The sequence below is a fragment of the Vibrio sp. TAP-3B genome, assembly GCF_057784735.1.
Map to the genome: position 1 here is coordinate 2,487,440 of NZ_CM173495.1, position 23,654 is coordinate 2,511,093.

Annotated in this window: 21 protein-coding genes and 1 pseudogene; 10 read left to right on the top strand and 12 right to left on the bottom strand. The window is 48.6% G+C overall.

Translation table 11 applies throughout. From position 1 onward, the window contains the following. Positions 1–74: 74 nt before the first annotated feature. Positions 75–941 carry a hypothetical protein gene (locus AC3D28_RS11760; protein ID WP_488534839.1) on the top strand — a complete coding sequence of 289 codons (867 nt, stop codon included), beginning with the start codon at positions 75–77 and terminating at the stop codon, positions 939–941. A 9-nt stretch (positions 942–950) separates the two neighbouring features. On the opposite strand, the gene AC3D28_RS11765 is transcribed toward AC3D28_RS11760, so the two are convergent. From AC3D28_RS11765 to AC3D28_RS11780, 4 genes are read right to left on the bottom strand one after another with little or no spacing between them, the layout of a single operon-like run. Beyond that, the gene (locus tag AC3D28_RS11765) at positions 951–2,519 is read right to left on the bottom strand and encodes a hypothetical protein (RefSeq protein WP_488536085.1); all 1,569 of its coding nucleotides are present in this window, start codon (positions 2,517–2,519) and stop codon (positions 951–953) included. A gap of 2 nt (positions 2,520–2,521) precedes the next feature. Continuing rightward, positions 2,522–3,094: an ECF-type sigma factor gene (locus AC3D28_RS11770; RefSeq protein ID WP_488534840.1), complete on the bottom strand. Its 573-nt coding sequence runs from the start codon at positions 3,092–3,094 to the stop codon at positions 2,522–2,524. A gap of 2 nt (positions 3,095–3,096) precedes the next feature. Beyond that, positions 3,097–4,566 (bottom strand): chromosome partitioning protein ParA, encoded by a 1,470-nt coding sequence (locus tag AC3D28_RS11775; protein WP_488534841.1) that lies wholly within the window; start codon positions 4,564–4,566, stop codon positions 3,097–3,099. Between the two features lie 15 nt (positions 4,567–4,581). Next, positions 4,582–5,934 carry a serine/threonine-protein kinase gene (locus AC3D28_RS11780; protein WP_488534842.1) on the bottom strand — a complete coding sequence of 451 codons (1,353 nt, stop codon included), beginning with the start codon at positions 5,932–5,934 and terminating at the stop codon, positions 4,582–4,584. 220 nt (positions 5,935–6,154) lie between these two features. Here AC3D28_RS11780 and AC3D28_RS11785 point away from each other — a divergent pair, with 220 nt between their 5' ends. Continuing rightward, positions 6,155–7,162 carry a LacI family DNA-binding transcriptional regulator gene (locus AC3D28_RS11785; RefSeq protein WP_488534843.1) on the top strand — a complete coding sequence of 336 codons (1,008 nt, stop codon included), beginning with the start codon at positions 6,155–6,157 and terminating at the stop codon, positions 7,160–7,162. Between the two features lie 211 nt (positions 7,163–7,373). On the opposite strand, the gene edd is transcribed toward AC3D28_RS11785, so the two are convergent. Beyond that, positions 7,374–9,170: a phosphogluconate dehydratase gene (edd, locus tag AC3D28_RS11790; RefSeq protein WP_488534844.1), complete on the bottom strand. Its 1,797-nt coding sequence runs from the start codon at positions 9,168–9,170 to the stop codon at positions 7,374–7,376. Next, positions 9,167–9,695 (bottom strand): annotated as a pseudogene (locus AC3D28_RS11795) (gluconokinase). The gene edd and the pseudogene AC3D28_RS11795 overlap by 4 nt, the downstream one beginning before the upstream one ends. A 154-nt stretch (positions 9,696–9,849) precedes the next feature. Here AC3D28_RS11795 and AC3D28_RS11800 point away from each other — a divergent pair. Further along, positions 9,850–11,226 carry a GntP family permease gene (locus AC3D28_RS11800; protein WP_488534845.1) on the top strand — a complete coding sequence of 459 codons (1,377 nt, stop codon included), beginning with the start codon at positions 9,850–9,852 and terminating at the stop codon, positions 11,224–11,226. A 9-nt stretch (positions 11,227–11,235) separates the two neighbouring features. Continuing rightward, complete coding sequence (locus tag AC3D28_RS11805; RefSeq protein WP_098416903.1) at positions 11,236–11,847, top strand: bifunctional 4-hydroxy-2-oxoglutarate aldolase/2-dehydro-3-deoxy-phosphogluconate aldolase; 612 nt, start codon at positions 11,236–11,238, stop codon at positions 11,845–11,847. A 131-nt stretch (positions 11,848–11,978) separates the two neighbouring features. On the opposite strand, the gene xapA is transcribed toward AC3D28_RS11805, so the two are convergent. Continuing rightward, the gene (gene xapA / locus AC3D28_RS11810; protein ID WP_488534846.1) at positions 11,979–12,803 is read right to left on the bottom strand and encodes a xanthosine phosphorylase; all 825 of its coding nucleotides are present in this window, start codon (positions 12,801–12,803) and stop codon (positions 11,979–11,981) included. Positions 12,804–12,924: 121 nt separating this feature from the next. On the opposite strand from xapA, the gene AC3D28_RS11815 reads away from it, so the two are divergent. Then, positions 12,925–13,830: a LysR family transcriptional regulator gene (locus tag AC3D28_RS11815; protein WP_488534847.1), complete on the top strand. Its 906-nt coding sequence runs from the start codon at positions 12,925–12,927 to the stop codon at positions 13,828–13,830. An 80-nt stretch (positions 13,831–13,910) separates the two neighbouring features. On the opposite strand, the gene gorA is transcribed toward AC3D28_RS11815, so the two are convergent. Together gorA and AC3D28_RS11825 are read right to left on the bottom strand one after the other, a co-directional pair. Further along, the gene (gene gorA / locus AC3D28_RS11820; protein WP_488534848.1) at positions 13,911–15,266 is read right to left on the bottom strand and encodes a glutathione-disulfide reductase; all 1,356 of its coding nucleotides are present in this window, start codon (positions 15,264–15,266) and stop codon (positions 13,911–13,913) included. Between the two features lie 257 nt (positions 15,267–15,523). Continuing rightward, entirely contained in the window at positions 15,524–16,363 is an 840-nt protein-coding gene (locus tag AC3D28_RS11825) for a 23S rRNA (adenine(2030)-N(6))-methyltransferase RlmJ (protein ID WP_488534849.1), read from the bottom strand. 386 nt (positions 16,364–16,749) lie between these two features. Here AC3D28_RS11825 and prlC point away from each other — a divergent pair, with 386 nt between their 5' ends. Further along, positions 16,750–18,792, top strand: a complete 2,043-nt coding sequence (gene prlC, locus AC3D28_RS11830) for an oligopeptidase A (protein ID WP_488534850.1) — start codon at positions 16,750–16,752, stop codon at positions 18,790–18,792. A 63-nt stretch (positions 18,793–18,855) separates the two neighbouring features. Here prlC and asnC read toward each other — a convergent pair whose 3' ends face one another. After that, complete coding sequence (gene asnC / locus AC3D28_RS11835; protein WP_098416896.1) at positions 18,856–19,320, bottom strand: transcriptional regulator AsnC; 465 nt, start codon at positions 19,318–19,320, stop codon at positions 18,856–18,858. A 134-nt stretch (positions 19,321–19,454) separates the two neighbouring features. On the opposite strand from asnC, the gene AC3D28_RS11840 reads away from it, so the two are divergent. Further along, positions 19,455–20,234 carry a class I SAM-dependent methyltransferase gene (locus AC3D28_RS11840; protein WP_488534851.1) on the top strand — a complete coding sequence of 260 codons (780 nt, stop codon included), beginning with the start codon at positions 19,455–19,457 and terminating at the stop codon, positions 20,232–20,234. A 187-nt stretch (positions 20,235–20,421) separates the two neighbouring features. Further along, positions 20,422–20,994, top strand: a complete 573-nt coding sequence (locus tag AC3D28_RS11845; RefSeq protein WP_488534852.1) for a hypothetical protein — start codon at positions 20,422–20,424, stop codon at positions 20,992–20,994. A gap of 73 nt (positions 20,995–21,067) precedes the next feature. Here the strand turns inward: AC3D28_RS11845 and AC3D28_RS11850 are convergent, their stop codons facing one another. Continuing rightward, a complete protein-coding gene (locus AC3D28_RS11850) occupies positions 21,068–21,946 on the bottom strand; it encodes a carboxylate/amino acid/amine transporter (RefSeq protein ID WP_488534853.1) in 879 nt (292 codons plus the stop codon). A gap of 64 nt (positions 21,947–22,010) precedes the next feature. Beyond that, positions 22,011–22,436 (bottom strand): universal stress protein UspA, encoded by a 426-nt coding sequence (uspA, locus tag AC3D28_RS11855; protein ID WP_098416889.1) that lies wholly within the window; start codon positions 22,434–22,436, stop codon positions 22,011–22,013. A gap of 155 nt (positions 22,437–22,591) precedes the next feature. On the opposite strand from uspA, the gene ftnA reads away from it, so the two are divergent. After that, on the top strand, positions 22,592–23,119 hold the full coding sequence (gene ftnA, locus AC3D28_RS11860) for a non-heme ferritin (RefSeq protein ID WP_098416888.1): 528 nt from the start codon (positions 22,592–22,594) through the stop codon (positions 23,117–23,119). Positions 23,120–23,209: 90 nt separating this feature from the next. Then, positions 23,210–23,533 carry a universal stress protein UspB gene (uspB, locus tag AC3D28_RS11865; RefSeq protein ID WP_098416886.1) on the top strand — a complete coding sequence of 108 codons (324 nt, stop codon included), beginning with the start codon at positions 23,210–23,212 and terminating at the stop codon, positions 23,531–23,533. Positions 23,534–23,654 lie beyond the last annotated feature (121 nt).

Sequence of the window (23,654 nt, forward strand, 5' to 3'; positions counted from 1 at the left end):
ATCAACAACAGGTTTGGAATTGCATAGCGCAACGTTATTATCTGCCGCCGTTAAGGGTATAAAGGATAAGACTAATGAAGAGTTATGTGGCTTTCGCGTTATTGGGCGTTGCTTCGTCGGTCACGGCGAATGAGCTCGATGATCGCCATGGTTATTCGTACTTTACTCTAGGAGTCGAGAACGTCAATTACGAGGAAGCTGGTGCTGCACGCTCGAGTGTCAATTTACTCAATCCGGTGATCAATACCGGTGGGCTTTATCGGATTAATGAGGATTTCGATTTTTCTATCGATGCACTGGCGACTTTCTCACCGGTGAACAGTAAAGAAGAGTGGCGTTGGAACGGTCAAGTGATTCAACATAATGAAGCGGAATACTTAAAAACCGCCACCAATATTCTCGTGCATTACAAATTGGAAAATAACTGGCGCTTTGTGGCCGGTCCATCGTTGAGCTATCAGACTTTTACCCGCTACGGCCTCAAGAACTACACCGCGCAGGGCAACAAATTTTTTCACGGCACATGGGAAGAAACCACCACCAGTATCTTTGCGAATTTGGGCATGGTTTACGATGACGGCACATTATTCGCTGAGGATAAGTGGCATATTTCAGGTAAGGCGCTGATTGGTCTTCCGTTGTACAGCCAGACCTCTTCTACCCAATTTAGCGACACGGATTTCGATAGTCACAGCCTTCGTACCAGTGTGGAAGGCACGATCAGTTACGAAATTTTCGAAGGCCTACATCTGGGTTGGTTTGCTATGCTTGGGTTTGAGAAACGTCTTGAATCGGATTCTCATACCGTGAGTGCCACCTACTGCAAAACCATGACCGATGGCATTTGTCAGGAACAGGTGACACAGCATGTGAAAGCGACTTTACCTGAATCGGAAACGCTGACATGGAGCACCGGTTTAAAAGCTCTGTGGAGCTTCTAAACATCACAGTTACTGGGGTGGAGCGTGATAAATCAGATTTAATTTTATCTCTTCCACCCTCTGTGCGTACTGGGGCTTGGGACGAAGAATATAACTGTAAACTTCACCTTCGAGTAGCTCATCATAGGGCGAATAATTCAGATCAAACGCTAAGGATTTTTGTCCTGTTTCTCGGTCGCTGGTGTATTGGTAACAATCAATGTTATACGTTGGATCGTCTGGGTACGGTGTCGAGATGATGTCTATCTGATAATTGCCTTGGCCGGCGATGACGTGGCTGTCATACCAAGGTGCGATATCGGCGCAGCGCAGGGTTTGATCGTAAGTTCGCAGGTTGAGATCGGAGTCGAGGGTCTCACCAAACGGGCCCACCACCTGAGTCTCATGATTATAAATAAAGTTACCTATTTCGCTGACCAGATACTCGCCGTTAGGAAGTGGCAGCAAATAGTCAAAAAATGCCATCTGATACAGATATTGCCCCGTGGATGCGTTAATGCGCGCTTCCATCGCAGAGCGGCTTTTTTGCATGGTGTAGCTTTCGAACTGTTTCCCATTGTAGACGCTGACAAAATAGTTACTGACTTGTGGGTGTTTAAGTGATGGGTATTGCTTTTGCAACGTCCAGGTCTGTTGTGCGTCGAGGGACGATAACTGGCTGGAAACGGTTAATTCATCTGCGTTGACGGTATAGGTGCCCACTTTGGTCAGTTGTCTATCAGATGGACAGTGTGTTTTATTGTTGGAGGCGGCATAAAACACGTCTTGCTGAACAAATTTGAATGCCTCGCAGTACACAACTTCATACAGCGTGTATTGGCCGTTTAACCGGTGGGTGGTTTCAAGGCGATAAACGATATCCCCCTCCAATGGATGCTTCGTGTCATTTTGCTCTTGGGTTACGGCAGGCAGCTCAAAGCGCGTGGTGGTCCAAGCGTGGTCGCTATCGCCATGGTAATCATCGCGAGCGGCGACGGTAAGGTATGTGGTCGTTTCAATATTTTCAGCGGCACCTTGCACCATGATTGACCCTTGATTCATCACACTTAACCCATTGGCATTGTCGAGCCAAATCCGTGTGGTGAGGAAATCGTCGTCTGGGTCCTCAAATAAATGGTTGAGGCTTAATGAATAATTGATGGGTGAATTTTGGCTCAACTCCCAAGCATAAATCATGGTTTGAAGCTGTTGTTCTACCATGAGGTTGATGATCGGTTTGCGGTTGTCTGTTGGGCCATCTTCAGCGGGGTTCTGGTCGCCCCCAACCGTCGTGCTGTAAGGTGAGCTTGTTTCAATAGTATTCAACGGACTGGTCAGCGAGTCTTCCTGTCCCAAAGGGGCGGAACGAAATGCGTCCTCATCAGTCTGCTGGTGGGGGCGATTGAGGGCCGATGCTGTTAGTGCTTGTTTTACTTCGATTAAAGGTGTGCGTCCATTCTGCTGTTTCGTGTTATCGGCCGAGCTTATTGCGATGTCCGACGGATTGGCCGCAGAGGCCAAGTTGCTTTCAGCAGAAACCCAATAAAGACCCAGTAAACTGGCGCAAAGTACGCCGGTTATCCAAAATTTTTTCGTCATCATTACGTGTGTGCCATTCGTAAGTGCAGCCAACTGCGAGAGAATTTGAGATCTTTTTCAATCAAACTGGCGCTGCATTCGAGCAGTTCACAGATTTCTTGATTTTTCATCCCCATCAAATACTTGAGTTTTAGTGCACTGGATTGGCGTGGATAACGGTTACTGAAACTGTCTAGCACTTTATCCATGATGAGTAATTGCTCGAAGCGATCTTCCTCATCGTTCATCACCGTGATGTGTTGACGCTTTTGCGCTTGGTGTGAGCGTGCGTTATCGATCAGAATTTGGCGCATGACTTTGGCTGCCATCAAGAAGAAATCACGTTTTGTCTCAATGTCACTCATGTCACAATGGGACATTTTTAGATAGGCATCATGGATCAAGGCGGTGGTGCTGTTGACGCTATCGGCCAATACTTTGTTGTCCATGCCATATTTTTTGGCGTTGCGATCGCGCTCTTGCTGAGCAATCTTGCGCAGTTGTAAATAAGCAAACTGGTATAATTCACTCTCCGCTTGTTTATCACCGGTTTGCCATTGTTGAATGATTTTTGTCAGTACTGCAGTGGTTGCCATCGTTATACATCCTCGCTCACTTTGACAAATTCGGAAATGGTGTGGGTTTCGATGCGATCGGATCTGTCATGGTTACGGTGAACCTCTTGTTGATAGCGATATAAAATACCTTGATCCCAAGTTTTGCCAGCAGGTAGGTACTCCCAGGTGGTGTAGTTAATTTCAGCGGGAGTAGGGTACCAACGTACCATCACATTCATTTGGGCAAGTTCGGCTTGTGGTTTAGCATTGTTAACCCACCACATGTCGGCATATTCCATGGTGACGTCTTGGGTATATACACTTGGATTGATTGGACAGGTTTCTGCGGACTTCGGTAAGCGCAGTACTTGCTGGTGGCGTATCAGCAGGCATGATTGAGTCATCGTTTGGCCGCGATACTGGGTTTGCTGCCAGATACCACGGTAGTCAATGCTATGGTCCTGTGATTGTGGATAGGTAAACCACAACATTTCGGTGCGGTTGCTGTGTTGAATGTGTTTGTGGTGGCCTAAACCTTGAACTTTCTCCATTAACAGTTCAGTACTAGGGTCGAAGTTAAGAGCGGCAGAGCGGTATTTCCAGTCACCTTCATCATCAAAATCTTCAACGGAGAAGCCATTTAAATCGTTTCTCGTGCAGCCTGTTAGCGAGCACCCGACCAAGTTATACCAATCAGAAAAATGGCGGAGTGGTTCAATGATGTCTTCGGTTACTTGATGATTCAATGACAGAAAACAGCCCTGAAAATGGTCGCCTGCACTTGGGTGTTGAATGAGCGAATCTTGCGTGATGGTATACGTCATCTCGGTAAAGGGGGGACGATATTTGGGATGATGTTGGTAGCGAAGATCGTACGCACACGCACGGCCCTGCCAGTCTTTTTTCTTGATGACAATATTTTTGAATGTGACGCCGCGAGGTTGAAAGATGATGTCATCGGACGCGAAGTTTTTTTCAATGTAGGCTTGGCTCTCATTGAGGTGCGCGATGGCGTCTTTGGTAGAAACCCAGTCGAGATTAAGCAGATTTGCTGCGTCGTCTAAGTAATTCAGGTCAAGGCTTTTTAACTGACGTTGAAAGTGAGGATCTGACAGCACTTGATTTGCCAGCACGATCTCTTTGCGGTTTTCTGGCGTGCTGTCAAGCGACAGCAGTAAGCGGGTCATATTGATGCTGCGACTTGGTTTCGTTGTGGCCATCGTGGGGGTGAGCACTTCTTGGCTCGATACCGTGGCCAGTAAGTACCCCGTATCGTCGTTACCGAGAAAGAAGCTGACCACATCCCCCGGCTGATACTGGAATGCGCCTTGCTTTGTCACGCCGGTGATCTCGGAGCTGGTTTTGTAATAAAGCCCAGTGACTGGTGCATCAATAAAGTAGCCTTGCTTGAGCGTTGTATCTTGGAGTTGGGTTGCAACAGAAGGGGCCGCGGTTAAAGCGGCGGCTGCCGTATATGTGGACAACCATAGTGACAATGAACGTGTATACATCTTGTTTTTTAAGCCTTACTGATCGGTGCTGTCCTTAGACGCGCAATTAGAATGACACTTTTTGGCTGTGGTTAGGTGCTTCTCTGGCACTGGTGTCATCATTGCCAATAACATTTTTTGTTTTATCTGTTTTGGGATGTCTGGATTAGAGAGAATCCGCCGTCTTGTTAGCTCCATCATGGCACTAACTGACATTTGCTCGAGGTTTTGCCCTTTAGCATGAAAGATAAGACGAGTGAGCTCGAACATCATATCTTGTGCTATTTTCTTCTCGTGTTGCAGTTGACTATTCTTTTGCATCATTGCACTGCCAAATAGTACCCCTGAGAGTACAATGGTGGTTGACAATATAGATGCGAGTGGCCTGCGCTGCACTAAGCGAAGCGCGCTATAGAAAGGCCAGTGTTTTTTCTGCTCGATGGGGCGACGTTCGATGATTCGCTCGATGTCCATTCTCAATGCGCTGACATTCTGATATCGCTGCGGGATGGCAGGACGCGTCGCTCGTCTTATCACCCAATAAATATCAGACCAAACCGCTGGTGACGGAAACATTAACGCGAGAATTTTGCCCAAAGAGTAAACGTCGCTGTGTTCTGTCAGAAATTGTCCGGCTTGTTGTTCCGGACTGGCAAAGTTCTGGCTGAATGCCACCAATACCGAGGGTAAGTCACCTTGGTTGGGGGACACTTTTTGAGTTAAGTTAAAGTCGAGCAGTTTGGGTTGGTGACTATGGTCGATCAGAATATTGTCTGGTTTAAGATCGGCATGCAAAACGCCATGCTGGTGAGCGTGCTCCACCGCCTGACAAATCTGCTTAAACAGCCGCAGCTTTTGACCCTTTTGTCGCTCGGTGTCCAACAAGTAATTATCCAAGGTTTGGCCGAATATCCGCTCCATCACGATGTAAACCGAATCTTGATGAAGACCGCCGTCAAACACTTTAGCGATGTAAGGGTGGTTCAAGCGTGCAAGCAGTTGAGCTTCGTCGAATAAGGCACGTTGCCCCAGCACATGACTCAAGTGACTTTGAATGAATTTGATCGCTAAGTCTTGCTCGAAGGTCTTATCGGCACGCTGTGCGGCGTAAACAACCCCCATACCACCGCGGCCCAATTCATGGTCTAGACGATATTTACTAATCACTTGGCCACTCAGATCGACTTCCCGATTCGTTGCCTGGTGAGCGCCAAAACAGAACAATTGCGTCAGTTGTTCATCAGTTGTTGCCTCTGCTAAAAGGAGAGCGAGTTGTTGATGGAGCTCTGGTTGGCTTTGTTGCAAGGCTTGGAGGTATTGCTGCTGTTGCGCGTCGTCCAGATCAAGCAGGTGGTAGTAAATCTGGGTTTCTTTTGAGCCTAACTGCACTGTGCGTAATGTCTTATTCTTATTAGGTGCGTCATTTTATAAGAAACTTGACATAAATGTCATTTATTTATTGGGCCTTAAATCACACTGTGAGCAACCTAATTTGGTGAAAATTCACACAGCAACCTGTTGATTTTATATATTATTTTCACTTTGCTTGTCGGCGGAGAGTCTATTGGTCATAATGTTACTAGTAACATTAATAATAAGTCACACATTTATGGCTCAACAGAATAAAAAAACACGCACGACATTACAGGATGTCGCAGCCCAAGTTGGCGTAACCAAGATGACGGTTTCGCGTTATATGCGTAATCCTGACTCGGTTGCAGAAAAGACTCGAACCAAAATCGCGGCCGCAATTGAGGAGATGGGGTACATCGAAAATCGTGCGCCGGCGATGTTGTCAAAATCGTCCAGCAAAGCCATTGGTATTTTACTTCCCTCGTTATCCAATCAAATTTTTGCTTCTTTTGTTCAGGGCATCGAGATGGTGACCAAGGTCAATGGCTATGAGACGCTGTTGGCGCACTTTAGCTACGATGAGTTAGAAGAAGAACGCAAAATCGCCGCATTACTTTCTTATCAGGTTGATGGGCTCATCTTGACGGAGAGCCACCATACCGCGCGTACGTTACAAATGATTAAAAGCGCCGGTATACCCGTGGTCGAAACCATGGAATTGCCACCACAGCCGATCGATATGGCGGTTGGCTTAGATCACGAAGATGCCTCCTACACGGCGGTAAAACGTATGTTGTTATCGGGTAAACGTCGCATCGTTTATTTTGGGGCGCGGTTGGACACACGAACCAAACTGCGTAAGCAAGGTTACGATCGTGCGATGCTCGAAGCAGGCCTTGAGCCAAAGCACGTCTTAACCGGCGACCATTCAAGCTTCTCTTTAGCGCATGACTTACTCGGGCGTGCGCTAGCGCTGTACCCCGCACTTGATGGGGTGTTCTGTACCAACGATGATATTGCGATTGGTACTATGCTCAGCGCCCAACAGCGTCGTATTCAAGTGCCTCAGCAGTTGGCGGTTATTGGTTATAACGCACTAGATATCGGGCAAACGATTAGCCCCAAGTTAACGAGCGTCGATACACCGCGTTTCCAAATTGGGCAAAAAAGCGCGCAGCTTTTGATTGCACGTTTAAAAGGGGAGCCTCTGGAAGACAAAGTGGTCGATATGGGGTATCGAATCACCGCGGGTGAGAGCGTTTAACGTGTGGTGAGTACTGCGTGTTTCGCATATCGGCAGGTTAATCCTCCTTATGGGGAACATGGCGGGGAGGGTGAAACCGCTTGAAGCGCTTTCACCCTCGATGAATAAAAAGTGCAGTGAGAACAAGTGCCGCTGCTAATATCACCACACTTTGCGACGCAACCCTGACCGTACCTAGGCTCGTGGTTAGGACGGTGAAGTGATGCTTACCTTAAACAATAAAACTTGCGCCTTCTTCGGCGCTTGAGACGTTTTGGCGGATCGCGCTGAACAAACCTCGTCCCCATGTTTGTTGAGTGGATTCGGTGTCGAAATGAATCGGTTCGCGACCTGTGGTGTCGCTTAAGTTGTTTAACTCTCCCGTTTGGCAATCGAGACGAATCAAATCGCCATTGCGTACCAAACCAATCGCACCGCCACGAATGGCTTCTGGTGAGAGGTGAATGGCCGATGGGATCTTACCTGACGCACCCGACAAACGACCGTCGGTCACCAGTGCAATTTTAAATCCGGCTTTTTGCACGTTGCCTAAAATGGGCATCAGTTTATGCAGCTCTGGCATGCCATTCGCGGCGGGACCATTGTGTGTGACCACGACGATGCAGTCTTTATTCAACTCGCCACGTTTGTACGCCGCTTCCACTTCGTGTTGGCATTGGAACACGATTGCTGGTGCGACGATCACGCGTTGCTCTTCTTTCACCGCTGACACTTTCACAACCGCTTTACCCAAGTTGCCAGTCAGCACCCGAGTGCCGCCCGTGTTTTGGAAAGTGGCTTCTGGTTTGGCGATCACTTCCCCGTCTTGGCTGCCTTGGCACGGCGTCCAAATCAGTTGGCCATCGACAAGACTTGGTAGCGTCATTTGGTCTTCAAACTCACCAAATACTGGCTTTACATCGCGATGTAAAAGCTCGGATTGGTTCAAGCGGTGTAATAACGCAGGTACGCCACCCGCGTCTTGGAACGCGTTCATGTCAGCGGGACCGTTTGGGTAAACGCGAGCCAACAAAGGAACCACATCCGACAGATCGCTGATGTCTTGCCACGTGAGCAAGATACCAGCGGCACGCGCCACCGCAATCATGTGGATGGTGTGGTTGGTGCTGCCGCCAGAAGCGAGTAGAGCGATGATGCCGTTGACCAAGCTTTTTTCTGTCACCACTTGAGACAGAGGCCGGAAGTTACTGGTACCGGCCGTCATTGAGGCGATTTTCAGAGCCGCGTGGTTGGTTAGGGCTTTGCGTAGCTTGGTATGTGGATGGATAAACGCGGAACCTGGCAACATCAAGCCCATGGTCTCAAACACCAGTTGATTGGTGTTGGCGGTGCCGTAAAACGTGCAGGTCCCCGACGAGTGGTAGGCGCTGCACTCCATATCAAGCAAAGCGTCTTTCCCCACCTCTCCGGCTGCGTATTTTTGGCGAACGTCGACTTTTTCTTCGTTGCTAATGCCCGTGGCCATTAAGCCTGCTGGTACAAACGCGGTCGGAAGATGTGCGTAAGACAGCGCCCCCATCAGTTGCCCTGGTGCGATTTTGTCGCAGATGCCAAGCAGTAAGGTGGCATCAAAGACATTGTGGCTCAAAGATAACGCCGTTGATTGCGCGATTAAGTCGCGTGAGAACAGCGACATATCCATGCCGGCTTGACCTTGAGTCACCCCATCGCACATCGCTGGTACGCAACCGGCCACCTGTGCAGTGTGGCCGTATTCTGCGAGCGCATGTTTGATTTGTATTGGGTAATCTTGATACGGCTGGTGAGCACTCAACATATCGTTATAGGCGCTGATCAGCGCCACATTTGAGTGCGTAAAATCGAGAATGCTTTTTTTCTCTGAAGAGCATGAAGCGGCAACGGCGTGCGCTAAGTTACCACAAGATAAACCGACGCGGCCTTTGCCAGCGTTCGCTTGGACTTCCGTACGCGCGAGAAACTCAGCTCGAGCTTCGTGACTGCGTTCAATCAATTTTTGTGTGACTTTGTGTACGACGGGATGAATCATGATGCCACCTCAACCGGTTGTTGTTTTAATAGTTCGACAACAGAGCGTTCCACCACATCACTGATGTCGCCGTCGATGCTGACGACGAGCGTTTGAGGCTCATTATCTGGGCGCTCAAGCGTGTCGAATTGGCTTTTCACCATGTTCTCCTTCATAAAGTGGCCTTTACGCATCCGCATGCGATCTCAGGATCAAATCGATATCACCGTCGAGGAAGAGGAAGGTCACGTTATGGTTGCCTTCACGGATCTGATCGCGGTAAGTCTTTTTTAGTGCAGAACAGACGATAATGCCGTGTTCATTTTTATTTTCTAGGCTATATGCCGCATCACGAATGCGTTCTAACCATGGCTTGCGATCGTCATCGTTCAGAGGCTGGCCCGATGCCATTTTCTGAATGTTTGCTCGTGGATGAAGATCATCACCATCAATGAATTTACGCCCCAATTTTTTCGCCAATTGCTCACCAATTGTGCTTTTACCACTAGCACAAACGCCCATAACGATGACACTACTACCAGCCATAATTTATCCTCATAACTAAACTTGCGCGTGATCTCAATTTTTGAATTCATTTTGAAATATGAGTTTATCTTATTCATGTTATCGGTAACATGTTACCGGTAACTTAGATAAATGTGAACCATCACACAAACAATAACTCTTACAAGGTGAACTCATGGAGTCCTTAACCCTAACCCCAGATCCTACATTCTTGTTAACGATTGCAGGCCTTGCCATTGCAGCGTTACTCGTACTTATCATTAAATTAAAAGTCCACGCCTTTGCTGCGCTCACTATGGTGAGTTTAGGTACGGCAATCGCAACGGGCGTCTCTTCTGAACAAGTTGTACCGACGATGATGGGCGGCTTTGGCGGCACATTAGCTTCCGTTGCTTTGCTGGTTGGTCTTGGTGCGATGATCGGAAAAATTCTCGAAGTGACTGGTGGGGCAAAAGTGCTGGCAGACACTTTGATTGGTCGATTCGGTAAAGAGCGTGCGCCATTAGCATTGGGCGTGGCTTCATTACTGTTTGGCTTCCCGATTTTCTTCGATGCTGGCCTTGTGGTGATGATGCCAATCATTCTCAGTGTAGCGGCTCGTTTTGGTGGCTCACCAATTAAATACGCGTTGCCTGCAGCTGGTGCTTTTGCGGTTATGCACGCGTTTGTCCCTCCACATCCGGGTCCGGTTGCGGCGGCGGAGTTCCTTGGCGCCAACATCGGTCTATTGTTGGTGGTGGGTATCTTGGTCGCGATTCCAACGTGGTACCTTGGCGCATACTTATTCGGCTTATACGCCGGCAAAAAATTTGATATCCCATTATCTAAAGCCTTCTTTAATGGCGAAGCGATGGTGGATGAGCGCAACGCGCCAAAATTTACCACGGTCATGACCATCCTGGTGTTGCCTGTCCTGCTAATCTGTTTGGATACAGTATTGAACACACTGGCGGTGGCGGGTGTGATTGATGGCAGCACGGCACTGGTTGAGTTCCTACGTATGCTAGGTAAAACCCCAGTGGCGCTACTGATTACCTTGCTCGTCTGTTTGGGTGTTTTCGCTAAAGATTACGGCATGGCAAAACTAGAAAAATTGTGTGGTGAATCATTGGCTCCGATCTGTGGCGTTATTCTGGTCACGGGGGCGGGTGGCATGTTTGGTGGTGTATTGCGTGCAAGTGGTATCGGTGACGCACTTGCGGGCGTGCTGACGGACACAGGGATGCCAGTGATTGTGGCGGCGTTTGTTATTTCAACCTGTCTGCGTGTGGCTCAAGGCTCTGCAACCGTCGCCCTGACCACCACCGCGGCTCTTATCGCACCTGTGGTTGCGGCATCAACCGGTTTGAGCGAGCTTGATCTGTGTTTTATCGTGATCGCAATTGCGGGTGGTGCAACGGTACTGTCTCACTTCAATGACTCTGGTTTCTGGTTGGTATCTCGTCTGCTTGAGATGGATGAGAAAACCACATTAAAAACTTGGACGGTAATGGAAACGTTGCTTGGCAGCATCGCATTTATTATCGTCGCACTATTAAGCTATATTCTTTAGAGGTTCCTCATGACAACACTTGAACAACGATTAAGAGACATCAAAATCGTCCCAGTTATCGCAATTAACGACGTAGCACACGCTTTGCCACTGGCAAAAGTGTTGGTCGAAAACGGTTTACCCTGTGCGGAAGTGACGTTTCGCACCGAAGCGGCGGCGGAGTCGATTCGCCTCATGCGTGAAGCGTACCCAGAGTTACTGATCGGCGCGGGGACGGTGCTGACCACAGAGCAAGTCGACACTGCAATCGAAGCGGGGGTGGACTTTATCGTTAGCCCAGGCTTTAACCCAACTACAGTGAAATACTGTCAACAACGTGGCGTGACTATCGTACCGGGTGTAAACAACCCAAGTTTGGTTGAGCAAGCGATGGAAATGGGTCTGCGTACACTGAAGTTCTTCCCAGCAGAGCCGTCGGGCGGCGTAAACATGCTAAAAGCACTCACCGCGGTTTACCCAGTGGAATTCATGCCAACAGGTGGCGTCAGCCCATCGAACGTCGAAGATTACCTCGCGCTGAAATCGGTTGTGGCGTGTGGTGGTACGTGGATGGTGCCAACGGCAATGATGGACAACGGCGATTGGGCAGGCATTGCCGAATTGGTGCGCGCGGTTAAGTAATTTCCGCTCACTCATTTCGCCCCTTAGCAACAACCGCTCCACAACCCCCGAACGTTGTAAAGCGTGATACGAAAAAGGGTCATCAAGTTACTTGATGACCCTTTTTCTTTTGCTTTTGGTTTGAATCGGCTTTAGAAGTGATGCTGCATAAAGCGCTTAATAAAGCGAATGAAATCCGCCTCGGCCAACTTGGCGCACTTCAATGTTTGGGCGTGAGACAGTTCCACATCTCCCAAGCCTTCTGCCATGTTGGTGATCGCGCACACCGCCAATACGGGTAAGCCGCAATGCGCCGCAGAAATCACCTCTGGCACCACCGACATGCCCACCACATCACCACCGATGATTTGCATCATGCGAATTTCAGCGGCGGTCTCAAAGTTGGGGCCGGTGTAAGAGACAAACACGCCTTCATTCAGATGAATGTCGTTGGTTTTGCCGACTTCAAACGCTTCTGCGCGCAGGTCTTTGTCGTACGCATTGGCGAGGCTGAAGAATCTCGGGCCGTACTCTTCGTCATTCGGGCCAATCATTGGCGATTCGGGCATGGTGTTGATGTGGTCATGAAAGACCACCAGCGAGCCAACATCAATGCGTTCTGGGCGAAGCGAGCCTGCCGCATTGGTGACGAGCAAAAACTCGCAACCCAGTTTTTTGAAGGTGCGAACCGGTGTCGTCATTACCTTCATTGAGCCGTGTTCGTAGTAGTGGCCGCGACCTTTCATGCACACGACGTCCACGCCGCCCATGGTGCCAAGTACCAACTCACCAGAGTGGCCTTGTACGGTGCTAACCGGAAAGCCTTCGAGCTCTTCGTATGGAATGACCACTTTGTCTTGTAGCTCGTCGGCCAATACGCCTAAGCCAGAGCCTAAAATAAACGCCGCTTTAGGTTGGAAGTAAGGTTTGCGTTCGCGAATGGTTTGTAGCGCGCCGATTACTGGATCATGATTCATGTTGGTCACCTTCTGGTTGTGTGTCGATTCCATTGTGTGACTTTCTGCGCTGGTTATCTTTGCTTTATTCGCTACTATCATGCTTAAAAAGAGGATGATTAAATTCGCTAGGATTCAATGCATGAAGTCAGAACCATTTGAGCGCGTGACGCTGAAGATGCTGCGTTACTTTTACGAGGTCGCACAAACCAAGCATTTCACTAAGGCCGCTGAGAACCTCAATATCACCAATTCGCCGTTGAGTAATCGCATCAAAGAGCTGGAAGCGGTGCTCAACGTCAAACTGCTTGAGCGAGACTCAAGAAACGTCATGCTGACGGAGGCCGGACGGTTGTTGGAGTCCAAGTGCCAACTGATTTTTCAAACCCTCGACGTGTCTCTCAACCAAGTACAACAAATAGGGCTGAACCAACGCAATATTGTGCGCGTTGGTGTCGTGAGCAGTGCTTTTTGGGGGGGATTTGATCGACACTTACAGCGCTTTCATAGCCAGCACGGCAACTACCAAGCGGACATCTTCGACCTCAATCCAGAAACGCAGAAAAAGCACTTGAGTGAGAAGAAAATCGATGTGGGTATTGTGCGCTTTGCCGATGCACTTAATATTTCCCCATATCAATCGATCTCGCTGGGCAAGGACGAATTTGTGGTGGCGGTATCGGAGCAGCATGAGTTAGCCAGCAAATCTTTGTTGCGGCTCCAGGATTTAAAGGCGAGTGAGTTTGCGTTTATGAGTTTAGCGAACTCTGCCTCGGCAAACTTCATCATCAATGCTTGCCTACAAGAAGGCTTTTCACCCCATATTGGTAAACAAGTGGTGGAGCCAAGCACCTTGATGGCGTATGTAGCAAACAGCAATACCGTCACCTTGGTGCCGTCGACGTTTTCTCAGCATCATTGGCATGGGATTCGTTTTATCAAACTGAAAGAATCACTGCGTGCAGACTTGTGTCTGATTCATGATGGTAAGCAGAAGAGTGCTATCAAAGCTGAGTTTATTCGCACCTTATTGGAGAATATTAATTAAAAAAATATCGCGAATAAAGAAAAGGGCCATCCGAAGATGACCCTGAGTATTTTTGCATTAAGCGCTTTAAAATCAATAGATTATCGCATAGTAACGAACTCTTCGCTACCTGTTGGGTGAATCGCCACAACCGAGTCGAAGTCGGCTTTGGTTGCGCCCATCTTCATCGCTACGCTGAAGCCTTGAATCATTTCATCCACGGTGAAACCGATGCCGTGCAGGCCAACCACTTTTTCGTCTTCGCCCGCACACACGAGTTTCATCTTACAGGGTTGACGGTGCTTAGTGACAGCGGTGTACATCGCGGTGAAGCCAGAAGTGTAAACTTTGACGTTGTCTTGGCCGTATTTCTCTTCTGCTTCTCGAGTCGTTAGACCGATGGTGCCGATTGGCGGGTGGCTAAAGACCACGGTTGGAACCAAGTCGTAATCCATTTTCGCGTTAGTTTTACCGTTGAACAGGCGTTCAGACAGTTGACGACCCGCTTTTACCGCGACGGGGGTTAGTTCGATACCGCCTTCCATGATGTCACCCACACAGTAGATGCCTTTCACGTTGGTTTCTTGGTACTCGTCTACCTTGATGTAGCCTTTTTCATTGGTTGCCACGCCAGTTGACGCTAGGTTGATTGCGTCCGTCGCTGGGTGACGACCGATTGCCCAAATCAGTTGGTCAACGTTTTGGCTCTCACCGTTTTCTAGGTGCAGAGTCAGGCTGCCATCGGCTTCTTTTACCACTTCTTTTGGTACAGAGTGGGTGTGCAGTTTTGGACCTTCTGCGTCCATCACTTCAACCAAGGTCTCGATGATCATTGGGTCGAAGCTACGTAGTGGTGACTCTTTACGTACGAACAGATGTGTTTCTGTACCGAGTGCGTGCAGCACGCCGGCAATTTCAACCGCGATGTAACCTGCGCCCACAACCGCAACGCGTTTTGGTTGCTCTGCTAGGTCGAAGAAGCCGTTTGAATCGATGCCATATTCAGCGCCTGGAATGTTTGGAATAGTAGGACGACCACCCACCGCGATCAGGATGTGGTCGGCGGTGTAATGTTCACCGTTTACTTCCACGGTTTTTTGGTCCACAAACTTAGCAAAGCCTTTAATCACGTTGACTTTGTTGTTGCCAAGCACGCGATCGTAAGATTGGTGAATACGACCAATGTACGCCTGACGGCTCTCAACCAGTTTGCCCCAGTCAAAACCTTTCACGTCGACATCAAAACCGTAACCTTCTGCGTACAGGTTCATCGCTTCTGCGATTTGCGCGCCATGCCACATCACTTTCTTCGGTACACAACCTACGTTTACACAGGTGCCACCAAGATCTTGAGCTTCGATTAGCGCAACTTTCGCGCCGTACATCGCTGCACGGTTTGCCGATGCGATGCCGCCACTGCCGCCACCGATACAGATATAGTCAAAATGAGTCGCCATTACTTTCTCCAAGAGCTGATAAATTTTATCCGGTACATAGATAGATTGGGATGACCTTGCCTGAACTCAATGCCACCGTTATCCCATTATCATAAATCGAATGTAACGAATTCCTAAATGAGAAAAAGTGACATTGCTTATGACAAATAGCGATGAGAGGCACAAAAAGAAGAATAAGCGCGATGAGACGGCGAACTTGAGAGGGTAAAAAGCGCAACGAGAGCGTCGTTGCGCTGGGAGATATCGGTGAGAAGTGCTTACTCTGGCACAATCCAGTCCACTTTCCAGTGGCCTGTGGCTGGCGCGATCGCGTCTTGCAGAAATGGCAGAACCTCTTTCATCTGGCTTTCCAGTTTCCACGGTGGGTTAATCACAATCATGCCAGATGCCGTCATGCCGCGCTCGTTGGTATCGGGTGCGACACCTAACTCGATTTGCAGAATTTTACGAATGCCTAGTGCTTCCAAGCCTTCGATCATGTCTCCGATGTCGTGGCGGTTTACTACGGGGTACCAAATTGCGTAAATACCGGTCGCCCAACGTTTATGGCTTTGGTAAATCGCTTGCACTACATCGCGGTACTCTCTGGCGAGCTCGTAGGGTGGGTCAATCAGTACTAAACCACGACGCTCTTGCGGCGGCAGGCTCGCTTTAAGACGCTGAAAGCCATCTTCTTTGAAAATGCTGACCTGATGATCGCGGTGGAACTCTTGTTCTAGTAGTGGGTGATCGGCTGGGTGTAACTCAGTCAGCACCATGCGATCTTGTGGGCGGATTTGCGCGCGTGCCACCCGAGGAGAGCCTGGGTAGTAACGAAGCTTCTCACCGTTGTTGAGTACTTTGATGGCAGCGATGTAGCTTTTGATGTCTTCAGGAATGTTTGGGTTATCCCAAATACGCGCGATGCCTTGTTTGTATTCGCCCGTTTTTTCAGACCATTCGTGAGTCAGATCGTAACGGCCCACACCCGAGTGGGTATCGTGATAAACAAACGGCTTCTCTTTTTGTTTCAGCGCATCAAGAATGAGGCTTTGAACGATGTGTTTGACCACGTCGGCATGGTTGCCAGCGTGGAAGCTGTGGCGGTAACTTAACAAATTAAACTCTCGAAACACTCTTTGGCTGAGTGTGGTCTGTGATTTTCACTCTATGGCGGTATTATACTCAACTAACTTGAAGATGTAGAACTTCCAATCAAATCCGTTCACCTGATAGGAGAGCGCTATTGAAATTTCTTTCAGTCACCCACACTTACTAGTGGTAATCGAATTGAACTAGGTGAGCTTATCGCGCTCCAACAGGGTGTGAATGCGCATTTAGGTATAATAAGACTCAAGGACAGAGTGATTCTGGTTGGCCAACATGGCCATCACCGCATAGAGAAAGGGAACGGATTTCCCCAATCCATGTTGTTGGTTACCTGTGCATTGAGTTGGCCTAGCAGATAGGCAATCACAGCGCCAAAACACAAAAGGAATGCTTCATGTCTAATCCACTTCTGACGTTTACGGATTTACCGCCGTTTTCGCAAATTAAACCAGAACACATCAAGCCTGCCGTTGAACAAGCGATTGCTGACTGCCGAGCGAAAATCGATGAGGTTCTAAAAGATAATGCTAATCCAACTTGGGATAGTGTGATTGCGCCAATTGAAGAAGCGGATGACCGCTTAAGCCGCATTTGGTCACCAGTCAGCCACATGAATTCGGTCGTCAACAGCGAAGCGCTGCGTGATGCGTACGAAAGTTGCCTACCAATCTTGTCGGAATACGGTACTTGGGTTGGTCAGCACAAAGGCTTGTATGAAGCTTATAAAGCGATCAAGGCCAGCAATGCATTCGCGACGTTGACTCGCGAGCAACAGAAAACCATTACCGATGCACTGCGTGATTTTGAGTTGTCAGGGATCGGCCTGCCCGCAGACGAGCAGCACCGCTATGGCGAAATCAGCAAACGCATGTCTGAGTTGAGCTCAACATTCTCTAACAACGTGCTAGATGCCACCATGGGATGGACCAAGCACATTACCGATGAAAAAGATCTCGCGGGTATGCCGGAGTCGGCACTGGCTGCAGCCAAAGCGGCGGCAGAAGCCAAAGAGCTGGATGGCTACCTCATCACGCTCGATATCCCGTCTTACCTACCCGTCATGGTCTACTGTGATAACCAAGAGTTGCGGAAAGAAGTGTACGAAGCGTACGTGACGCGCGCCTCTGATCGTGGCCCAAATGCGGGTCAGTGGGACAACTCAGAAATCATTACCGAGCAACTGAGACTGCGTCATGAAATTTCCCGCATGTTGGGTTTCAATACCTACAGCGAGAAGTCACTAGCAACCAAAATGGCGGAAACGCCGGATCAGGTGCTCAACTTCTTGAACGATCTTGCGACTCGCGCCAAACCGCAAGGGGAACGTGAAGTGGAAGCGTTGCGTCAGTTTGCGAAAAGTGAGTTTGGCGTGGAAGAATTGAATGTGTGGGATATCGCTTACTACAGCGAGAAACAAAAGCAGCACTTGTTCCAAATCTCGGATGAAGAACTGCGCCCGTACTTCCCAGAATCAAAAGTTGTCAGCGGTCTGTTTGAAGTCCTAAACCGCGTGTTTGGTATGACCGTTACCGAGCGCGAAGGCGTGGATACCTGGCATGAATCGGTGCGCTTTTTCGATATCTTCGATGCAGAAGGCAAACTGCGTGGCAGCTTCTACCTCGATCTCTACGCTCGCGAACACAAACGTGGCGGCGCATGGATGGATGACTGCCGTGGCCGTCGTGTCACGCTGTCTGGCGAGTTACAAACGCCAGTGGCGTACCTGACTTGTAATTTCAACCGACCGATAGGCGACAAGCCAGCGCTGTTTACCCACGACGAAGTGGTCACCTTGTTCCACGAATTTGGCCACGGTATTCACCACATGCTGACCCAAGTGGATACGGGCGCGGTATCCGGCATCAATGGGGTGCCATGGGACGCGGTGGAACTACCAAGCCAGTTCCTAGAGAACTGGTGTTGGGAAGAAGACGCGCTGGCGTTTATTTCTGGCCATTATGAGACGGGCGAACCACTGCCAAAAGCCATGCTAGACAAAATGCTTGCGGCGAAGAACTTCCAATCGGCAATGGGCATCTTACGTCAGTTGGAATTCGGTCTGTTTGATTTCACCCTGCATACCGAGTACGACCCAGACGTGGGCGCGCGCGTGCTAGAAACGTTGGCAGAAGTGAAAAAGAAAGTCGCGGTGGTTCCAGCCGTTGAGTGGGCGCGTTTTTCTCATGGTTTTAGTCATATCTTTGCCGGTGGTTACAGCGCAGGTTACTACAGCTACTTGTGGGCTGAAGTCTTGTCTTCGGATGCGTATTCACGCTTCGAAGAAGAAGGCATCTTCAACAAAGAAACCGGTCAAAGCTTCCTGAATAACATCCTAGAAAGGGGGGGCAGCGAAGAGCCAATGGAGCTGTTTAAGCGCTTCCGTGGTCGTGAGCCACAAATCGACGCACTATTGCGCCATTCCGGTATCGCAGTCTAAGCTCGAGTTCGACATCATCAAGGTCAACCATGCGGTTGGCCTTGTTTTTTGTTGGATAAAAATTTATGGATTCACGTTGCGATTGATTGGGTTTTGCAACGATATCAAGGTCTCTGTCGACTGTACCTCATTAATGGCTTGCAGCTTGTCGATCAGCACAAACTGCAGCTCTTCAATCGATTTACACATCAATTTGACGAAGATGTTATACGCGCCCGTGGTGTAGTAAGCCTCAACGACTTCGTCGAGCGCATTGAGTTTTTCTAGCGCAGAATGGTAATCACGCGCTGCGTTGAGGTTGATACCAATAAAGCAGCACACATCGTAACCGAGTTTTTTGGTATTGATGATCACTTCCGTTCCCTCGATGATGTCAGCCGATTTCATCTTCTCAATACGCACATGAATGGTCGCGGGGCTAACATCGAACTGCTTTGCCATTTCAGCGTAAGGCGTTCTCGCGTCAGCCATCAGTGTTTTTAAGATTGCGCGGTCAAGGTCGTCGAGTTTCGGCAGGTTCGCATTCATGCAGTTCGTTCCGTGGGGGATAGGGTCTAAGTTTCATTCTATACTGATTCCGAGCCGCTCGTACAGTTACTGCAAGAAAAGCGGTAGTAAGTTAAACTCAGCGCCAATAACGACGATTTTATTGGAGCCTCCTTTTGCAACTGCAATTGATTTGTGAAGACCTTTCTCAACAATCTCATCTTGATGAACTGGCGGCGCGCTGGCAGCTTTCTCATACTGACGAGAGCAATTTTGCGTTGGTGCTGACTACGGAGCGTGTAGAGCTACGTAAAGTCGATGAACCCAAGTTGGGCGCAATTTTTGTCGATTTGATTGGTGGCGCGGTGGGGCATCGCCGTAAATTCGGTGGTGGCAAAGGGCAAGCGATTGCCAAGGCGGCGGGATTGAATAAAGGGGCAACGCCGACGGTCCTTGATGGCACCGCGGGTCTGGGGCGGGATGCGTTTGTGTTAGCCTCGCTCGGGTGTAAAGTACAGATGGTGGAGCGTCACTCCGTGGTGGCGGCGTTGCTCGATGATGGATTAGCACGCGCAAAGCAAGACCCTGACATCGGCGCTTGGGTAACGGAGAGGCTGTCTTTGATCCACGCGTCCAGTCACGATGCGTTAGAGCAGCTCGCGCAAGATAGCGACTTTGTTCAGCCAGATGTCGTGTATCTCGACCCGATGTACCCACACCCAGAAAACAAAAAGAAATCGGCGTTGGTGAAAAAAGAGATGCGCGTGTTCCAATCGTTGGTGGGGGCGGACTTGGATGCCGATGGTTTACTTGAGCCCGCCATGATATTGGCGACCAAGCGTGTGGTGGTCAAACGTCCAGATTACGCGGGTTGGCTCAATGAGCAAAAACCCACCATGGCGATAGAGACCAAAAAAAATCGTTTTGATGTTTATGTGAAGGCCTCGATGGCGTAAACCTCGTAACTTCCTGACGCCATAATGCTTCTTTGCACCGCGCCCAATTCGGCGCGGTGAGTGTGTTTACTCTTGGTCATATTTAATCGCAGTTTTCTCTTGCCAATTGGGCAGACTGATTGTATATCTAAGTAAGAATCATTATTATTACAATTATTGTAATGCGGTCGATCATGGGGAGGCGGGTATGGCGAAACACTTATGTAAGATGAGTCGCAAACAGATTGTGGCTGATCTCGACGAAATTCATCGTTTGGTGATAGCGCCTAAATTTGTTTGTCGCTCTTGTGCGCGCGCTTCTGCTTCCAAAGACACATTGTGCAAACCAGCCGCCATTCCCTTATCAAAATGCCAAGATAAGTCACTTACCGAGCAACCAGCGAGAGGTTTGGTGACCAAAGCCTTACCAGCTCCAGTACTTTCAGCAATGCCAACACAAAACGCAGAAAAAGCGGCGATGGTGAAGTGTGTGGTGGAAAGAGTGAAAGAGAAAAAGCAAGCTGAAAAAGTATTGGCGCCTGTGAAAGCAGACGCGCCACGAGTGTTTGATTTAGCGGATAAGAAAGCACTGAAGAAGGCCAAGAAAGCCCTCAAAAAGCATTACAAGCAGCAGAAGAAGTTGTTAAAAGTAGCGAAAAAACAACAAAAGTTACTTAAGCGTCAGCGCAAGCTTGAAGCGCGCAATGCAAAGCTAGAAGTGTTGTTGCCAACGTCGCCCAAGGCGTTGATGAGCGCAAGTTCGCAAGTGAAAGTACATTAATCTAATCAAAAAACGCTCTCCAAATGATGGAGAGCGTTTTTTATTGTCGGTATGTGTGTTGGAAGCGGTAGCGTTACTTCTTGGCGTAGCTCATCTCAACCCGTTTTTTCACCCAGGTTTCATTCATCCACAGTGATAACATGATGATCGCCCCACCAACGGCTAAACGCATGATGTCAACATCACGGTTCCAAATCACAATGTTTACCACCAAGCCTGCCGGAACCAATGCATTGTTCATGACGGCTAATGCGCCCGCGTTCACCAGTGTGGCGCCTTTGTTCCAAGCGAAATAACCAAAGCCAGAGGCGATTAAACCAAGGTACGTCAGAATCCCCCACTGGGTCGCTGTTGTTGGCAATTTATCGAGATTGCCCATCAACGCGAAAGCCACGGTGGCGACACAAAGCGCCCCTAAGTAGAAGTAACCGAACACGGTGTGCTGCGGTAAATCGACGGGCTCACTTTCCATGATGTATTTGTAGCCGACCTGACCGATGGCAAAACACAGATTCGCTCCTTGTACGACTAAAAATCCCATCAGAAAGCTTTCATTAATACCTGCAAACTTAATCCATGCGGCGCCCAACACGGCAATCGCCGCCGTAACTAAATACCACGGAGAAAAGCGACTTTTAAGAAGATCGTAAATCAGCGTGACATAAATCGGTGTAAACACGGTGAACAGCAGGACTTCTGGTACAGAAAGGAGTAAGAAAGATTGGTAATAGAAGCAGTACATCAAACCGAGTTGGAAACCGCCAACGGTCATTAACTTCGCGATCAGAGGTTTGCTTACGCCACGGAATTTTAAGAAAGGAAGGAAAATCAAGCTCGCCAACGCGACGCGCATGAACACCGAGAGCCAAGAATCCACCTGACCGGCGAGATAAACGCCGATCAAACTAAATGAGAATGCCCAAAGTAGGGTAACTGCAGATAGATAAGCCATAGATGAGAATTTTTATCAACAACAAATGTATCCGCAGTCTAACCAAGTTTTATCGTTGCGCCAATCAGTCTTTTAGCGGTACGACCAGCATATCGACCGGTGAGCAGTTAATCAGCTGTCGAGTTGAAGACAGGATCTTGCTCCAGAAGTCTTGGTGATGACCACAAACCACTAAGTCGATACTGTGGTCTTGAATGGTATCGCACAGCTCATTACTCAAATCGCCACTGCCGACTAAAGTATGGGCAATGGGATATTGTGCGTATTCAGCAAAATTAGCCAATTGCGTATGCGAAGCTTCCATGGCTTGGTGCTGCGCTTCTGCCATATTAATATCGATAAGCCCAGTGTAGAGCTCGGCGTAGTTCACATCGATGTGAATAAAAGAGACTTTCGCATCCAGAGGTTTAGCCAGTGATACGGCTTTCTTAATCAACACTTTACTGTCGTCTGAAAGGTCGACTGCCACAAGTATGTGTTTGTAACTCATATTGCTATCTCCTTGTAAGGTCATAGTTTTAGAGTAGCACTAACCTTCAAAAAAATTTGCTGAAATGATCTCATATCAGTGCTGTAGGTACAAAGTCTTGTCTCGGTAATCATGTTATAGTGATATCAAACGCATGCACATAAATAGGAGTTAACATGCTGTCTCAAACTATGGTTGAACAATTGAATGAGCAAATTAATCTAGAATTTTTCTCATCCAATCTATACTTACAAATGAGTGCTTGGTGTGAAGACAAAGGTTTTGAAGGTGCAGCTGAATTTTTACGTGCGCACGCCGTAGAAGAGATGGAGCACATGCAACGCCTGTTCACCTACGTAAGTGAAACTGGCTCGATGCCGATTTTAGGTACTATTGATGCTCCAAAACATGACTTTGCTAGCTTAGGTGACGTGTTCCGCGAGACCTTCGAACATGAGCAAATGATAACGGAAAAAATCAATAAACTGGCGCATGTTGCATTTACTAGCCAAGACTACTCAACGTTTAACTTCCTACAGTGGTACGTGTCTGAACAGCACGAAGAAGAGAAGTTGTTTAAAGGGATTTTAGATAAGATCGAATTGGTAGGTGAAGACGGTAAAGCGTTGTTCTTCATCGACAAAGATCTAGCACAAATGGCGAAAGAAGGTTCATCTTCAATCATGGGTGCCCCAGCTGCATAAACGCGTCGTTGGACGCACTAAGTAGCGGTTAAAGGACGAAGTTGCTCGTCTTTTTCTCTTGGGCATTGTTGAAGATGTAGGGAGGAAAAGATGATCAGTGTAGACACAATCTTATTTACGCTAATGGTAGTCACTGGGGTCAATATGGTCCGGTATCTCACCACTCTTCGTTCTTTAATTTACATCATGCGTGAAGCGCATCCACTGCTGTATCAACAAGTGGACGGCAATGGCTTTTTTACCACCCATGGTAATGTCACCAAACAGGTACGTTTGTTCCACTATATCAAGAGTAAAGAGTACCACCATCACCACGATGAGGTCTTTACTGGGAAGTGCGAGCGGGTGCGTGAGTTATTTGTCCTCTCGACGGCTTTACTCGGTGTGACCTTACTTGCGGCCTTCATTCTATAGCGGGTCTCGTCATTACTTGCTGAGGTAAGCCTCTAAGATGATTAGGGACAACCAGCGCTTAGAGTTTAAGCGCTTTTCCCTTTGGATATTTGTCGGTAGAATGTCGTTCCTAGAAAGCAAG

Bases quoted from the DNA above. Each gene is read 5' to 3' on its own strand.
- AC3D28_RS11760 (WP_488534839.1), top strand. From the start codon at position 75: ATGAAGAGTTATGTGGCTTTCGCGTTATTGGGCGTTGCTTCGTCGGTC.
- AC3D28_RS11765 (WP_488536085.1), bottom strand. From the start codon at position 2,519: ATGACGAAAAAATTTTGGATAACCGGCGTACTTTGCGCCAGTTTACTG.
- AC3D28_RS11770 (WP_488534840.1), bottom strand. From the start codon at position 3,094: ATGGCAACCACTGCAGTACTGACAAAAATCATTCAACAATGGCAAACC.
- AC3D28_RS11775 (WP_488534841.1), bottom strand. From the start codon at position 4,566: ATGTATACACGTTCATTGTCACTATGGTTGTCCACATATACGGCAGCC.
- AC3D28_RS11785 (WP_488534843.1), top strand. From the start codon at position 6,155: ATGGCTCAACAGAATAAAAAAACACGCACGACATTACAGGATGTCGCA.
- edd (WP_488534844.1), bottom strand. From the start codon at position 9,170: ATGATTCATCCCGTCGTACACAAAGTCACACAAAAATTGATTGAACGC.
- AC3D28_RS11800 (WP_488534845.1), top strand. From the start codon at position 9,850: ATGGAGTCCTTAACCCTAACCCCAGATCCTACATTCTTGTTAACGATT.
- AC3D28_RS11805 (WP_098416903.1), top strand. From the start codon at position 11,236: ATGACAACACTTGAACAACGATTAAGAGACATCAAAATCGTCCCAGTT.
- xapA (WP_488534846.1), bottom strand. From the start codon at position 12,803: ATGAATCATGATCCAGTAATCGGCGCGCTACAAACCATTCGCGAACGC.
- AC3D28_RS11815 (WP_488534847.1), top strand. From the start codon at position 12,925: ATGAAGTCAGAACCATTTGAGCGCGTGACGCTGAAGATGCTGCGTTAC.
- gorA (WP_488534848.1), bottom strand. From the start codon at position 15,266: ATGGCGACTCATTTTGACTATATCTGTATCGGTGGCGGCAGTGGCGGC.
- prlC (WP_488534850.1), top strand. From the start codon at position 16,750: ATGTCTAATCCACTTCTGACGTTTACGGATTTACCGCCGTTTTCGCAA.
- asnC (WP_098416896.1), bottom strand. From the start codon at position 19,320: ATGAATGCGAACCTGCCGAAACTCGACGACCTTGACCGCGCAATCTTA.
- AC3D28_RS11845 (WP_488534852.1), top strand. From the start codon at position 20,422: ATGGCGAAACACTTATGTAAGATGAGTCGCAAACAGATTGTGGCTGAT.
- AC3D28_RS11850 (WP_488534853.1), bottom strand. From the start codon at position 21,946: ATGGCTTATCTATCTGCAGTTACCCTACTTTGGGCATTCTCATTTAGT.
- uspA (WP_098416889.1), bottom strand. From the start codon at position 22,436: ATGAGTTACAAACACATACTTGTGGCAGTCGACCTTTCAGACGACAGT.
- ftnA (WP_098416888.1), top strand. From the start codon at position 22,592: ATGCTGTCTCAAACTATGGTTGAACAATTGAATGAGCAAATTAATCTA.
- uspB (WP_098416886.1), top strand. From the start codon at position 23,210: ATGATCAGTGTAGACACAATCTTATTTACGCTAATGGTAGTCACTGGG.